Consider the following 14,471-nt stretch of genomic DNA (forward strand, 5'->3'; position numbering starts at 1 on the left):
GAAGCCCATGCTCTTCATTAATACCCGACCTCAAGATCGTGCAGAGGCCTTAACTCAGGCTTTGCAACAACAGCATATTGAGGTCATTGATTTGCCCTTGTTGCAGCTTTCTGCACAGCCGTGGTCGGAGCAACTGGCTAATTTATATGCCCAGTTGCCTCACACGCATATTATTGTGGTGGTTAGTCCGACTGCTGTCGATATTGGGATGCAATATTTAGCCCGAAGCCAAATATCATTGCAGGATTTGCAGCATATACGTTGGGTGGCTGTGGGTGAGAAAACAGCAGAAGTTTTACGTGGATATGGTCTTTACAGCGAAGTCCCGCAGGTTGAAACTTCCGAAGGGATGCTGAGTTTGCCGTGTTTGCAAAATTTGAAAGTCGGCACACACATTGCCTTTTGGCGTGGCGAGGGCGGACGGCAATTTATGATGCAAACACTGCTTGATCAGGGGATGCAGATCCATAATTTTGTATTGTATCGGCGGGAGTGTCCTGCCAGTTCTATTGAAAAAATGCAGGCAGTACGCGCACGTTTAATACAATCTTCAGAATTTATCATGATGATCAGCAGTGAAGCCAGTTGGTTAAACTGGCTAAGCTTAATTCAGCGGGATTTCGATCTACTGAACAAAGGTCATTATTGGGTATTGGGTGATCGTTTAGAGAAAATTTTGCTCGATTATCAAACGCAGCATCATACAAAATATAACGTATTCAAGTTGACCCATTTAAAAACAGAATTAATATTGCAGCAAATGATGCGCATGCAAGGAAAACTATGAAAAAACTGGTTGTGATAGTGGTGTTGATCGCTTTGGTCTGGATCGTCAAATTAAGTTTTGATGTGATGCAAATTTCAGCGCAACAACAGCAACTCAGTCAAAGTTTGCATCTTGCAGAAAAAACCAATGCCAATTTAAATGATCAGTTGGTGGCTTTGCAGCGCCGTAATTATACCCAAGATGCACCAGAACAGCCCGCAGTATCCAGCGCTGTGCAGCAAGAAGATGCGATTCAACCAGTAGATATGGTGGCGCAGCAATTGGATTTGGTGGAATTTTCCTTACAGCAACAGCAATTTCACTATGCGACTGAAAAACTGGCAAATTTAGATCGTGAGTTGAACGAATATGCTTTAGCCCCTGCTTTGAAACAAAGTTTGCACCAAGTCATTCAGCAAGATCAGAAACAAATTCAACAATTCATAACAACACGTGATGCGCAATATCAACAAGTAAGTCAGTTGTTGCAACAGTTAGATCAACAATTAAAACAGCAAGCTCAACAGCCTGAGCTGAACCCTGCCGATGTCGATGATCGTTTTTTTTGGCAAAAATGGCTGAGTATTGAATCTGCCAAGCAACCTGCGACACAGTTGATGCAGCGTCAGATTATTTTAAAAGAAGCGCAATTGCGTCTATTGCTGGCTCGACAAGTCTTTATGCAAGGTCAATATGTGCAATATCAACAAGAAGTGAATGACATTATTCAGTTATTACAACAATTGCCTGATCAGAAAGCACAACAATTGGTTCAGCAATTAGAAAAAATTAAAAACTTAAATATCGTTCCAACGCCGAGTTTAAAAACACGTGCTTTATTGGGGGCGGTATAAATGAAACAGATTTTACTCGCCTATGTGGTGGTCAGTATTGTACTGGTCGCTTTGCTGAGCGTACTGAGTTATGGGTATGGTTCAGGCTATGTTTATGTGTATTGGCGCGAATGGCAATTACAAACCAATATTTGGTTGTTGTTGTTCTTTTTCTTGTCGATCAGTGTTTCGCTACAAATTTTATGGTTGTTGTTAAAGCGCTATTTTAGCCGTGAACAGCGTAAGGTTGAAACAGTATTTAACTTTAAAAATCTGCATCCATATGAGCAATTGGCGGTCATTTGGTTGCTAGATGCTGCAGAAGATCAACACCAGTTTATTCGACAGGTGTTTGCCCAGTCAGGTTTGCTCAAAGGAGTGATGGAAGCACGTATGCACTCCATCCAACAGCAATATCCGCAAGCGTTGGCTGCCTTAAATCAAAGCAGTGCCATGGCGTTTGAGTTGGCAGAAATACAGCGTATTGAAATTTATTTAGCGCAGCAACAACCTGAACAAGCTTTGACGCATTTAGAGTTTTTGAATCAGCACGAATTATCGCCGTGGTTATTTAAAGTCAAAACGGCTTATCAAAAACGTTTAATTGCCTTGTGGGGCGAATTTGCCACGCAATATCCTTGGCATTATTTACGTTCGACCAAATACGGGCATTTAGATGCAGACACCAAGCAAAAGTGGCTGACTGAGTTATTAACCCAATTTGAGCAGGCTGATGCAGAAAATTTACAGGCTTTGCAGCAGCGTTATAGTGATTTAAGTGAGCAGATTTTCAGTCAGTCTTATGCCATTCAGGTGTTGTGGTTGAAGTTATTGTCGCGTCTGCCTGATTTGGCCGCACAACATGAACGTCTTGCGGTACAGATGTTGAGTGAACAGTTTAATCAGGAAGTGTTTTATTTATGGTTCCAACAGCAGTTGTTAAAACAACAACCTGATTATGCCAAAATTGAACAGCAAATAAATCTGTGGGAACAGAAATACCCTGCATTACCTGTATTTAGTTTTGCCAAATGGCATATTTTTACAGCAACAGCGCGTTATTCAGAAGCCGAGCAATTACTGGATTTATATCCTGAACACGTATTAATGAGTTATTTAAGAGTTAAATCTAATTTAAAAGATCAGCCTGAATTATTAAAACAGTTAAATTTAATCTTTGAAAATAATTCTAATTTTGTCGAAATTAAAATTTAAGGGTGAGTTGTGTTAACACTAGCAGATTATCCAATTGTTTTTGAGCAGCGTGTTGCATGGGGAGATATGGATGCTTTTGGGCATGTCAATAATGTGATCTATTACCGTTATATTGAAAGTGCGCGTTTATATTATTTAGACCATTTAAAAATTTTACAGCAAGATGTTTTGACTGTGATTGCCTCAAATCAGTGCAAATATATACGTCCTGTGGTTTATCCTGATATTTTAAAAATTGGCGTTCGGGTAGAAGAATTGCGTAATAGTGCCATGCGTATGCATTATTTAATCCACAGTGAAGCACAGCAAATGGTGGTGGCAGAGGCAGATGCGGTGATTGTATGTGTAGATCGCGTCAATATGCAAAAAACCTTAATCCCTGAAAATGTACGCGCGGGTATTCATAAAATAGAAAAAACCGTACCGCATATTCTTGATTAAATCTTAATAATCAGTTCATAATATGTCCGACTGTTATTTATATGTAGAGTAGTAGATTTTTTATTGACGCTTCGGTTTGATAAAAATAGAATGAATCTGCTTAATTTAATAACTGAATATAAAAAGCATAGTTTTTGGAGTAAGTATGATGCCTGATATTAGCAATTTGTCTGTAGAACAGTTAAAGCGTTTACAAGCTGAAGCGGAAGCATTAATTGCCACGAAAAAAGATCAAGCAATTGAAGATGCCTATAATCAAATTTTAGCGATTGCAGACAATTTGGGTTTAAGCATTGAGCAGATTTTGGAAGTTGGCGAAAGCAAGCGTAAGAAAAGCCCGCGTAAAACAGTAGCGCCACGTTATCGTAGCAAAACAAATCCTACAGATACTTGGACTGGTCGTGGTAAAAAACCACGCTGGTTAGTCGCTGAATTAGAAAAAGGCGCAAAACTTGAAGATTTTCTAATCTAAGCTTCATCAATTTGTCATTGATTTGACTTAGAGTTCAAAAACCAAGCAATACGGCTTGGTTTTTTTATCTGTATCAATTGGCGACGCCGAAAAAGTGTGCATAATGTGTGAGTGTTATAAAAAGTCATTCATAGAAAAATTAGTAAGGTTGGTCGTGGTGGCATGATAAAGAAACCCAAATACATCACGTGGTGGATTTTCGCCCTCATTGCATTTTTGTTTTTTGTGTTATTACAAATTCCAGCAGCGTGGTTAATTTCAAAATTTTATAAAAATAATCAGACCTTACATAATGTGAGTGGCAATATCTGGAAGGGGCAAGCCGATTGGCATAAGGGACAGTTACGTGGTTCTTTAAGTTGGAATACACGTCCTTTAGATTTAGTTTTATTGCGTGTCGCTGCAGATGTTGAAGTGCATAGTGGCAATACTAAACTCGAAGGTATTGTTGGCTATCGTTTTGGTAGCGTCTTGGTGCAATCTTTAGATGGACAGGTTGCGCCAGAAACCTTAAAAAGTATCGTGGACTGGCAGTGGCCAAGTAATGCAATTCAACTCAAAGATATCCATTTGAATTTTAAAAAACAACAAGGCTTCACCAAAGCCAAAGGACAACTGCAGTGGGCGGGTGGTGAATTGCTGTATCGTTTTGCTCAGCGCCAAGACCGTATGAATATCCCCGCGTTAAAAGGCAGCTTGTCCGATGAAAATGGCAAACTGTTATTTGATATTCGCGATCAACGTGAACAAAAAATGCTGAATATTGCGCTTGATCAAAGCTTGATGCTAGATGTGCAACTCACGCAACGCTTATTGATGAATATCGCCTCTTATGAAGGCAAAGCGGGCTTAGATACCTATGTGATCAGCACTCGCCAACCTCTATTAAAAGGAGGTTTCTAATGCGTACACTCTCTGAACGATTAGGGAATTTGCACTGGAAGCAGTTTGATCGTGCTGCGCCAGTATTTTTAGCTTTTTTGATTTTGTATCTGTGTTGGAAACTGGCGAGTTTATTTTGGTGGGTTGTTGCGCCGCCCCAAGTCATGCAAATTGATCGGGTGGAGTTGGGTTCACAGCAACCACAAATCCCGAATATTACCTCCTTTGCATTGTTTCAAGAACTTGGGCGCAGCAACACTGCCGATGATCAACTAAATATGACTTTGCAAGGTGTGGTGGTTGGGCAGCCGAGTCAGTTTTCTTCTGCGGTCATTAAAGTGAATGAGGTGGCAGAGCGTTACCGTGTGGGTGATGTGATTGATTTGAGTCAGTACCAATTGGCAGAAGTCTACTGGGATCGGGTGATTTTACGTCATAGCAGTGGCGCGACGCGTGAAGTATTGTTTAAAGGTATTGAAAATGGTTTAAATCAACCTATCGCACCTTTAATTCCAAGTGGTAATCAAGCTCCTGTAACTGCACCTACGCAGTCCGCACAACCGAATAATGCCATTGGACAGGCAGTGCAGCGTATACAGGAAGATCGCGAACAATATTTAAAAGAGATGGGTGTTGAGGCAAATACGGGCAATGGTTATGAAGTGACCACACGTACGCCAGCCGCTTTAAGAAATAAACTGGGTTTACAGCCAGGTGACCGTATTTTGTCTTTAAATGGACAAAACGTCGGGCAAGGGCAAAACGATGCGCAGTTATTAGAACAAGCGCGTCGTGAAGGTCAGGTGAAATTAGAAATAAAACGTGGTGATCAGGTGATGACCATACAACAAAATTTTTAAATGAATCGGCATGTTGAATAATGCAGAGGCATATTTAGGGTTAGGAAACACAGTAGATTATGGCTTTATTGAATCATGAGCGTCCATTTTGGGCATTACTGGCTGCTGCACCGCTTGTTGCAATGGTGAGTACTGCAAGTCATGCGCAAACCTGGAAAATTAATTTACGTGATGCGGACTTAACTGCATTTATTAATGAAGTGGCCGATATTACAGGCAAGAACTTTGCAGTCGATCCGCGTGTGCGTGGCAATGTCACGGTGATTTCCAACAAAGCCCTGAATAAAAATGAAGTCTATGACCTATTTCTAGGGGTGTTGAATGTGAATGGTGTGGTGGCTATTCCATCAGGAAATACCATTCGCCTTGTACCTGACAGTAATGTTAAAAGCTCAGGCATTCCTTATGACAGTCGTCAAAATGCGCGTGGTGATCAAATTGTAACGCGAGTGATATGGCTGGAAAATACCAATGCCAATGACCTGATTCCTGCTTTACGTCCGCTTATGCCACAATTTGCACACTTATCAGCGGTAGGGGGCACCAATGCCTTAATCGTGTCAGATCGTGCCAGTAATATTTACCAGTTAGAAAGCATTATCCGTAACCTAGATGGTACGGGGCAGAATGATATTGAGGCGATTAGCCTGCAATCCAGTCAGGCCGAAGAAGTGATTGGCTTGCTTGAGTCGATGAGTTCGACAGGGGCTGCGAAAGATGTTAAAGGTTCGCGTGTGCGTATTGTGGCGGACAACCGTACCAATCGTATTATCATCAAAGGCGATACCGCAACACGTAAACGCATTCGTCAAATGATTGAAATGATGGATGTGCCTGCGGCAGATCGTTTGGGTGGTTTGAAGGTTTTTCGCTTGAAATATGCCAGTGCACAGAATTTAGCAGAAATATTGCAAGGTCTGGTTTCAGGACAGGCGGTGAGCAGCAGCTCTAATGCAAATAGCAACAGTAACAACAACAGTGCTAGTAATTTAAGCAGCACAAATAACAACACAGGTAATTCATCGACTATTTCCACCCCAAGTATTAATTTGGGTGGCAGCTCGAATAGCAACAATCAAAACAACATCACCAGTTTTAATGGTAATGGTGTCAGTATTATTGCCGATGGCTCGCAAAATGCTTTGGTGGTCAAAGCCGATCCGCAGTTGATGCGTGAAATTGAATCGGCCATTCAGCAACTAGATACCCGTCGTCAACAAGTGTTGATTGAAGCTGCGATTATAGAAGTGGAAGGTACCGATGCCGACCAATTGGGTGTGCAGTGGGCATTGGGCGATTTAAGCAGCGGTATCGGTCTAATTAATTTTGACAATATTGGTGCAAGTTTAAAAAATGTTGCTGCAGGCTATTTAACTGGTGGTGCAGCAGGCGCAGGCAGTGCGATTGGTGCAGGTACGTCATTGGTGTTGGGTGATTATCGTGAAGGTCGTGATGGTTCACGCAAGCTATATGGTGCGATGATTCAGGCCTTGAAGGAAAAAACCAAATCCAATTTATTGTCTACGCCATCTATTGTGACCATGGACAATGAAGAAGCCTATATTGTGGTTGGTGAAAACGTTCCTTTTGTAACAGGTTCATTATCTACCAATGGTGGTGTGGCAAATCCGTATACCACTATTGAACGTAAAGATGTCGGGGTTACTTTAAAAGTCGTGCCACATATTGGTGAAGGCGGAACACTACGCTTGGAAGTTGAACAAGAAGTGTCAGATGTCAAAGCCAATAAAGGTCAGGCGCAGGATTTAGTCACCAGCAAACGCGCAATTAAAACTTCTATTTTGGCCGAGCACGGACAAACCATTGTCTTAGGTGGCTTAATTTCTGATAACTCGGTTTATAGTCGTCAGGCTGTGCCAGGTTTGGGTGCTATTCCAGGGTTGGGACGTTTATTCCGTTCCGATGGTCAATCTAATCAAAAACGTAATTTATTGATTTTTATTCACCCAACCATTGTGGGAGATAGTCAGGATATTCGCCGTATTTCGCAGCAGCGTTATAGCCAATTGTATAGCCTTCAGTTGGCAATGGATGCCGATGGTAGCTTTGCTAAACTGCCTGAGAATGTTAGCGATGTTTATCAGCAGCGTTTGCCTGTATCTCGAGTTGCGCCGCAAACAGGAACTTATCAAACCTTACCATCAGCAGTGTCTGCAAACCGCACAGCAACGGTGGTGAGCACCCCTGTTGCGATTGAGCCTGCGGTACAGCGCCAAAACGTAGTTTTGCCGCAGCAGGAAGTCAGCAAAACTAAAAATACAGTCACTACGACCACAATTCGCGCTACACCTTAAACGTATCCTGCGCAGATTGTGGTTGAGGGCATGTTATGATGTCGCCAAATCACACGAGAGAAGTTATTTATGACTTGGAAAATACAAGCAATTAGCGGTGAATTTACTGGCCAAGAAATTAGTATCGACCGTGATATGTTGGTGGGGCGTCATCAAAGTGCAGATTTGATGCTGCAATCGGCAGAAATTTCACGTAAACATGCGGCTTTTTTACTTAAAGAACAAGCGCTGTATGTGCAAGATTTAAATTCTTCCAACGGCACTTTTGTAAATGATTTACGCATTGCCGATGAAACCTTACTTAAAGAAGGTGATATCGTCCAATTTGCCAGCTTAAAGTTTTCAGTATTTGCGCCTGCGGTTGAATTGGAACATGCGGCAGATGTCGCCGAAACTGCTGAAAAAGTCACAGCACAAACAGAAAAAACACCTGCACAGCAAATGAACGAGCAGGGAATGCCTGAATTGAATCAACGTGACAGTTCTGTGCAATTAAACCGTGATGGTATGCCGCAAGGCGTGGCAGTACCAAAACCAGCACCTATTCCAGAAGGCGTGGATATTCATGCAGTTCCAGCAGAGCCAACACCTGTGTCTGTCGAGCAGCCTGTTTCTCGTGTGGAACAAGAGAAAGAACAGCAAAAAAATGCTTCTGTTGGCTTGATTTCACTGATTGTCTTGGTGGTTTTGGCAGTTTTGGCTTGGCTATTGTTTAAATAAGCAGCCTTTGCTTTACAATCAAGGCATGCGATCGCATGCCTTTGTTCATTTAGGGGGAAGAATGTCTATTGCTCAGCTTGATACACGTCAAGTCATTTTATTTGATTTAGATGGCACTTTGGTCGATTCTGCGACAGATTTATACCGCGCCATGAACATGAGTTTAAATGCACTGCAACTGCCTTTGGTAACACTGGAACAAGTGCGAACTTGGGTGGGGAAGGGAACTGCGGTATTTTGCAATAGTGTCTTATCGCACTTAATGGGCGAAGTTCATCCTGAACAGCAACAACAGCTACTGAACACCTTCTTAGAAGTTTATAATGCCGATCCGTGTATCGACACACAACCATTCCCGGGCATTATTGAATTTTTGGACTGGGCAAAAGCACAACAAAAAACCTTAGTTTGTGTGACCAATAAACCTGAACTACCTGCTCGTGCCATTGTTGAAGCATTAGAGATGCAACACTATTTTGCTGATGTGATTGGTGGAGATCGCTTTGAGGAGCGTAAACCACACCCGCGTCAATTGCTGCATTGTGTTGAACATTATCAAGTGGAGAAGTCTCAAGTCTTGATGATTGGTGATTCTTCTAATGATGTTGAAGCCGCGCGTCGAGCGGGGATTGATTGTATTGTGGTCAGCTACGGCTATAATCATGGTGAGCCGATTGCCAATTGTCAGCCGCAACAAATTGTGGATAATTTAACTGAATTGTTAAATATTTAAGATTCAAAAATCAAATAATTTTACGCTAATTGCTATAAAGGATATCAATATGAGTCAGGCTGTAATGCCCATATTTCGATGGCGACGCTAGTCAATCTACAACCGTCCTTCACTTCGTCTTATCGAAAACATTGCTACATCGAAATATAGAGAGCTTCACATGACCACTCTGACTCAATTTGAACAACTTAAAGCAGCAGGCTACAACCTCATTCCTGTATATCGCCAGCGTTTGGCCGATACCGAAACTCCATTGTCGGTATTTGCACGTTTGAAGCAGCATCAACAAGCCTATTTGTTTGAGTCTGTAGAAGGTGGTGAAAACTGGGCACGTTATTCAATTATTGGTTTGGGTGAATCTACAGTTTTCTCCTGTAATGCGGGTGAACTCACCATCCAACATGCTGACGGTTCAATCGAAAAACAAACTTGTGCACAGCCGTTTCAGTATATCCGCGATTTTCAAGCGCAATTTAAAGTGCCTACGCAAGCTGACTTGCCTGAATTGCCAAGCTTTACAGGTGGTTTGGTGGGTTATTTTGGTTACGATGCAGTGCGTTATATCGAACCGCGTTTAAAAAACGTGCCTGCAGCAGATCCAGTCGGTTTGCCTGATATTTGGATGATGTTGTCTAAAACAGTCATCGTGTTTGATAACTTAAAAGATACCTTGTTCTTAATTGTGCATGCCGATGCAGCGCAGGCAGATGCTTATGACAAGGCACAACAACAACTCGATGCACTAGAAGAAATTTTAGCAACCCCGATTAGTCTAAAAGCAGAAAAACATACGCCACCACATTTTGAATCGCTTACAGGCAAAGAAAAATTCTTGGCGACCATTGATACCGTCAAAGAATACATTCGTGCAGGCGATGTTATGCAAGTGGTGCCTGGACATCGCATGGTGTCAGATTTTGATGGTGAGCCGTTACAGGTTTATCGTGCTTTGCGCCATCTCAACCCATCGCCGTACTTATTCTTGGTACAAGGCAAAACTTTGGGCGATGATCAGCCGTTTCATATTGTCGGCTCATCACCTGAAATTTTATCGCGTTTGGAAAATGGTATTGCCACTGTGCGTCCTTTAGCAGGTACACGCCCGCGCGGTAAAACCAAAGAAGAAGATTTGGCACTTGAGCAAGATTTGTTGTCGGATGAAAAAGAAATTGCCGAACACTTAATGCTGATTGACTTGGGGCGTAATGATGTCGGGCGTATCGCCAAAATTGGTAAAGTACAAGTGACTGATCAAATGGTGATCGAGCGTTATTCGCATGTCATGCATATTGTGTCCAATGTGCAAGGTGAAGTGCGTGACGATGTCGATGCTTTGGATGTTTTTCAGGCAACTTTCCCTGCAGGGACACTTTCGGGTGCACCAAAAATTCGTGCCATGGAAATTATTGATGAAGTTGAGCCTGTAAAACGTGGTGTTTTTGGTGGTGCTGTTGGTTATTTAGGCTGGCATGGCGAAATGGACATGTCGATTGCGATTCGTACCTGTGTTATTCGTCAAAATAAGGTCTATGTGCAGGCAGGCGCAGGTCTAGTTGCGGACTCAAATCCTGAATCTGAATGGAATGAAACCCAAATAAAAGCTCGCGCAGTGATCAAAGCGGTTGAATTATCATCAAATGGATTGATTTTATGAGTTTTTAGCGTTTTTTTTGAAAAAAACACTTGCACGGATTTCAAGTTTTGCTAAACTGCACACCGTTCCGATACGAAACGTACGAAACACTAAGAAACGCCGGCATAGCTCAGTTGGTAGAGCAACTGACTTGTAATCAGTAGGTCCACAGTTCGAATCCGTGTGCCGGCACCATCTTAGGGAGTTTGAGTTGTTAAGTAAAGAACGAACACTGAGTAAGTGTGAAAATGGTGGGATTCCCGAGCGGTCAAAGGGAGCAGACTGTAACTCTGCCGCGTAAGCTTCGAAGGTTCGAATCCTTCTCCCACCACCATTAACTTCGATAGAAGTGGTAATTACCAACATAGATGCGGGAGTAGCTCAGTTGGTAGAGCGGCAGCCTTCCAAGCTGCATGTCGCGAGTTCGATCCTCGTCTCCCGCTCCATCGAAGGATTTGTCGCTCTTATAGCTCAGTGGTAGAGCACTCCCTTGGTAAGGGAGAGGTCTCGAGTTCAAATCTCGATAAGAGCTCCAGATACAGTTTAGCGATTATTCGCACAAGATTTTCAAAAAGCAGGCTTATTAGTCTGCTTTTCAAGTATTAGGTGTCTAGTTTTTTAGGCGATATGTCGGGGCAGAGTTTTACTCAGCATTGTGTTCGACGTAAACGAGGAAGATGAACATGGCTAAGGCTAAGTTTGAACGTAATAAGCCACACGTTAACGTGGGCACAATCGGTCACGTTGACCATGGTAAAACAACTTTAACAGCTGCGATTGCTACAGTATGTGCACGTAAGTTTGGTGGTGAAGCGAAAGATTACGCTGCTATCGACTCTGCACCAGAAGAAAAAGCACGTGGTATTACAATTAATACTTCTCACGTAGAATACGACTCTCCAACTCGTCACTACGCGCACGTAGACTGCCCAGGTCACGCCGACTATGTTAAAAACATGATCACTGGTGCTGCTCAGATGGATGGTGCGATCCTTGTTTGTTCAGCGACTGATGGTCCAATGCCACAAACTCGTGAACACATCCTTCTTTCTCGTCAGGTAGGTGTACCTTACATCATCGTATTCTTAAACAAATGCGATATCGTAGACGACGAAGAGTTAATCGAATTGGTTGAAATGGAAGTTCGTGAACTTCTTTCTACTTACGACTTCCCAGGCGACGACACTCCAGTAATCCGTGGTTCAGCACTTGCTGCACTTAACGGTGAATCAGGTCAATATGGCGAAGATGCTGTAGTTGCTCTTGTTGAAGCGCTTGATACTTACATCCCAGAGCCAGTACGTGCAATCGATCAAGCATTCTTAATGCCAATCGAAGACGTATTCTCTATTTCTGGTCGTGGTACAGTAGTAACTGGCCGTGTAGAAACTGGTATCGTGAAAGTAGGCGAAGAAGTTGAAATCGTTGGTATCAAAGACACAGTTAAAACAACTGTAACTGGCGTAGAAATGTTCCGTAAACTTCTTGACGAAGGTCGTGCGGGCGAGAACTGTGGTGTTCTTTTACGTGGTACTAAGCGTGAAGACGTACAACGTGGTCAAGTACTTGCTAAGCCAGGTACAATCAAGCCACACACTAAATTCGATGCGGAAGTATACGTACTTTCTAAAGAAGAGGGTGGTCGTCACACTCCATTCCTTAACGGTTACCGTCCACAATTCTATTTCCGTACAACTGATGTAACTGGTGCAATCCAGTTGAAAGAAGGCGTTGAAATGGTAATGCCAGGTGACAACGTTGAAATGTCAGTAGAATTAATCCACCCAATCGCAATGGACCCAGGTCTACGTTTTGCGATCCGTGAAGGTGGTCGTACTGTAGGTGCGGGTGTTGTTGCTAAAGTAACAGCATAATTATAGAATGTGTTAAACAGGTCGAGAGCTTTGGCTCTCGTTCTGTTTTGTAGGTCAGTAGTTCAATTGGTAGAGCGTCGGTCTCCAAAACCGAATGTTGGGGGTTCGAGTCCCTCCTGGCCTGCCACTTTTTTTAAAAAAGCTTGATGTCGGCTAATCTAGTCATATAATAAGTCGCGAATTCTACGACGAGTACAAAAATGTCGAATGATAAATCGCGTGACGCATTAAGCGACGCGCCAATCCCTCAAAGAAATAATTCTGCTGAAGTTGTTCAATCGAGTTCTCCATTAGACTACGTGTTGTGGGGTATCGCTTTGATTTTATTCATCGCTTCGATGATGGTGAATCAGCATCTTCCTGCGTATTGGGCATCAGCCAATGATATTTGGGTGCGTGTTGGGGTAATTTTGGCTTGTATCGTTGTGGCTTTAGGTTTATTATACGCCACCCATCAAGGCAAAGGCTTTGTTCGTTTGCTTAAAGATTCACGTATTGAGTTACGTCGAGTCACTTGGCCTACTAAACAGGAAACTGTAACAACGTCATGGCATGTATTGATTGTTGTTGTAGTCACTTCAATTGTATTGTGGTGTTTTGACTATTTGTTAGGCTGGGCAATCAAGTTAATTATCGGGTAAAAGAGCTATGAAACGTTGGTACATTATTCATGCCTACTCAGGTTATGAAAAACAAGTGATGCGTTCGCTTAATGATCGAATCCAGCGTAGCGCTGTTGCCGATAGCTTTGGTGAAGTCCTTGTTCCTACCGAAGAAGTGGTAGAAATGAAGGATGGTAAGAAACGTAAGTCAGAGCGTAAGTTCTTTCCAGGCTATGTATTGGTTGAAATGGAAATGAACGATGAAACTTGGCACATTGTTAAAGAGTGTCCAAAAGTTTTAGGTTTTATTGGTGGTACAGCAGAAAAGCCTGCCCCAATTACGCAAAAAGAAGCTGACGCGATTCTTGCACGTGTACGCAATACTGGTGAAGCACCTCGTCCGAAGACGATGTTTGAACCAGGCGAAGAATTACTTGTGATTGATGGTCCATTCACCGACTTTAAAGGCGTGGTGGAAGAAGTTCAATACGAGAAGTCACGTTTAACGTTGACAATTAATGTATTTAATCGACCTACTCAGGTTGAGCTGGAATTTCGTCAAGTCGAAAAATCCGTTTAAGTTTGAGTGGTTGGAAAACGCCCGATTTATGATGAATCGGGCATTGTTGTTGTAACGGTATCGTTACTTAAAATATTGGGGAGCCTAGCGGCGTTTGTACCCAGAGGTAATTTGAAATGGCTAAGAAGATTGACGGCTATATCAAGCTGCAAGTTCCAGCTGGTAAAGCGAATCCATCTCCACCAATTGGTCCTGCATTAGGTCAACGTGGTGTTAACATCATGGCATTCTGTAAAGAATTCAATGCTGCTACACAAAAAGTTGAACCAGGTTTGCCAATTCCTGTAGTGATCACTGTGTACAACGACAAGTCGTTCACATTCATCATGAAAACTCCTCCTGCTGCAATTCTTCTTAAGAAAGCTGCAGGCATTCAAAAGGGTTCAGCTGTACCTAACAAAAACAAAGTTGGTAAGTTGACTCGTGCTCAATTAGAAGAAATCGCGACTACTAAAGAACCAGATTTAACTGGTGCTGATTTAGAAGCACGTGTGCGTACCATTGCTGGTTCTGCACGTTCTATGGGCTTGGATGTGGAGCTATAA

Annotated in this window: 15 protein-coding genes and 5 tRNA genes; all 20 read left to right on the forward strand. The window is 42.6% G+C overall.

Going from position 1 to position 14,471, the window contains the following annotated elements; genetic code table 11:
• Positions 1-7: 7 nt before the first annotated feature.
• The 20 genes from FTV43_RS03750 to rplK all read left to right on the forward strand — a co-directional run bounded on the left by FTV43_RS03750 (position 8) and on the right by rplK (position 14,471).
• A complete protein-coding gene (locus FTV43_RS03750; RefSeq protein ID WP_004975746.1) occupies positions 8-787 on the forward strand; it encodes a uroporphyrinogen-III synthase in 780 nt (259 codons plus the stop codon).
• On the forward strand, positions 784-1,620 hold the full coding sequence (locus tag FTV43_RS03755; RefSeq protein WP_104852926.1) for a hypothetical protein: 837 nt from the start codon (positions 784-786) through the stop codon (positions 1,618-1,620). Before FTV43_RS03750 ends, FTV43_RS03755 begins: the two co-directional genes overlap by 4 nt.
• On the forward strand, positions 1,621-2,814 hold the full coding sequence (locus FTV43_RS03760) for a heme biosynthesis protein HemY (protein WP_179994903.1): 1,194 nt from the start codon (positions 1,621-1,623) through the stop codon (positions 2,812-2,814).
• Between the two features lie 9 nt (positions 2,815-2,823).
• Complete coding sequence (locus FTV43_RS03765) at positions 2,824-3,255, forward strand: thioesterase family protein (RefSeq protein ID WP_004975749.1); 432 nt, start codon at positions 2,824-2,826, stop codon at positions 3,253-3,255.
• A 145-nt stretch (positions 3,256-3,400) separates the two neighbouring features.
• A complete protein-coding gene (locus FTV43_RS03770; RefSeq protein ID WP_070155499.1) occupies positions 3,401-3,727 on the forward strand; it encodes an H-NS family nucleoid-associated regulatory protein in 327 nt (108 codons plus the stop codon).
• 162 nt (positions 3,728-3,889) lie between these two features.
• On the forward strand, positions 3,890-4,630 hold the full coding sequence (gene gspN / locus FTV43_RS03775; RefSeq protein WP_096901906.1) for a type II secretion system protein N: 741 nt from the start codon (positions 3,890-3,892) through the stop codon (positions 4,628-4,630).
• Positions 4,630-5,469 (forward strand): type II secretion system protein N, encoded by an 840-nt coding sequence (locus tag FTV43_RS03780; RefSeq protein WP_179994904.1) that lies wholly within the window; start codon positions 4,630-4,632, stop codon positions 5,467-5,469. Before gspN ends, FTV43_RS03780 begins: the two co-directional genes overlap by 1 nt.
• Positions 5,470-5,528: 59 nt before the next feature.
• Positions 5,529-7,784, forward strand: coding sequence for a type II secretion system secretin GspD (gspD, locus tag FTV43_RS03785; RefSeq protein ID WP_179994905.1), 2,256 nt, complete (start codon positions 5,529-5,531; stop codon positions 7,782-7,784).
• Between the two features lie 69 nt (positions 7,785-7,853).
• Positions 7,854-8,504 carry an FHA domain-containing protein gene (locus FTV43_RS03790; protein ID WP_179994906.1) on the forward strand — a complete coding sequence of 217 codons (651 nt, stop codon included), beginning with the start codon at positions 7,854-7,856 and terminating at the stop codon, positions 8,502-8,504.
• A gap of 61 nt (positions 8,505-8,565) precedes the next feature.
• Positions 8,566-9,237, forward strand: a complete 672-nt coding sequence (locus FTV43_RS03795; protein ID WP_179994907.1) for a phosphoglycolate phosphatase — start codon at positions 8,566-8,568, stop codon at positions 9,235-9,237.
• A gap of 160 nt (positions 9,238-9,397) precedes the next feature.
• Positions 9,398-10,891: an anthranilate synthase component I gene (gene trpE, locus FTV43_RS03800; protein ID WP_104852931.1), complete on the forward strand. Its 1,494-nt coding sequence runs from the start codon at positions 9,398-9,400 to the stop codon at positions 10,889-10,891.
• A 98-nt stretch (positions 10,892-10,989) separates the two neighbouring features.
• Positions 10,990-11,065: transfer RNA gene (locus FTV43_RS03805), tRNA-Thr, on the forward strand.
• 55 nt (positions 11,066-11,120) lie between these two features.
• Positions 11,121-11,204, forward strand: a tRNA-Tyr gene (locus FTV43_RS03810).
• A 36-nt stretch (positions 11,205-11,240) separates the two neighbouring features.
• Positions 11,241-11,316, forward strand: a tRNA-Gly gene (locus FTV43_RS03815).
• 14 nt (positions 11,317-11,330) lie between these two features.
• Positions 11,331-11,405: transfer RNA gene (locus FTV43_RS03820), tRNA-Thr, on the forward strand.
• Between the two features lie 148 nt (positions 11,406-11,553).
• Positions 11,554-12,744, forward strand: coding sequence for an elongation factor Tu (gene tuf, locus FTV43_RS03825; RefSeq protein ID WP_004975768.1), 1,191 nt, complete (start codon positions 11,554-11,556; stop codon positions 12,742-12,744).
• 51 nt (positions 12,745-12,795) lie between these two features.
• A tRNA-Trp gene (locus FTV43_RS03830) sits at positions 12,796-12,871 on the forward strand.
• Between the two features lie 73 nt (positions 12,872-12,944).
• Positions 12,945-13,385, forward strand: a complete 441-nt coding sequence (gene secE, locus FTV43_RS03835; RefSeq protein ID WP_179994908.1) for a preprotein translocase subunit SecE — start codon at positions 12,945-12,947, stop codon at positions 13,383-13,385.
• 7 nt (positions 13,386-13,392) lie between these two features.
• A complete protein-coding gene (gene nusG, locus FTV43_RS03840) occupies positions 13,393-13,926 on the forward strand; it encodes a transcription termination/antitermination protein NusG (protein WP_004975770.1) in 534 nt (177 codons plus the stop codon).
• A gap of 116 nt (positions 13,927-14,042) precedes the next feature.
• On the forward strand, positions 14,043-14,471 hold the full coding sequence (gene rplK, locus FTV43_RS03845) for a 50S ribosomal protein L11 (RefSeq protein WP_004975771.1): 429 nt from the start codon (positions 14,043-14,045) through the stop codon (positions 14,469-14,471).

This window comes from Acinetobacter sp. YH16053 (assembly GCF_013417035.1).
Lineage (GTDB): Bacteria > Pseudomonadota > Gammaproteobacteria > Pseudomonadales > Moraxellaceae > Acinetobacter > Acinetobacter towneri.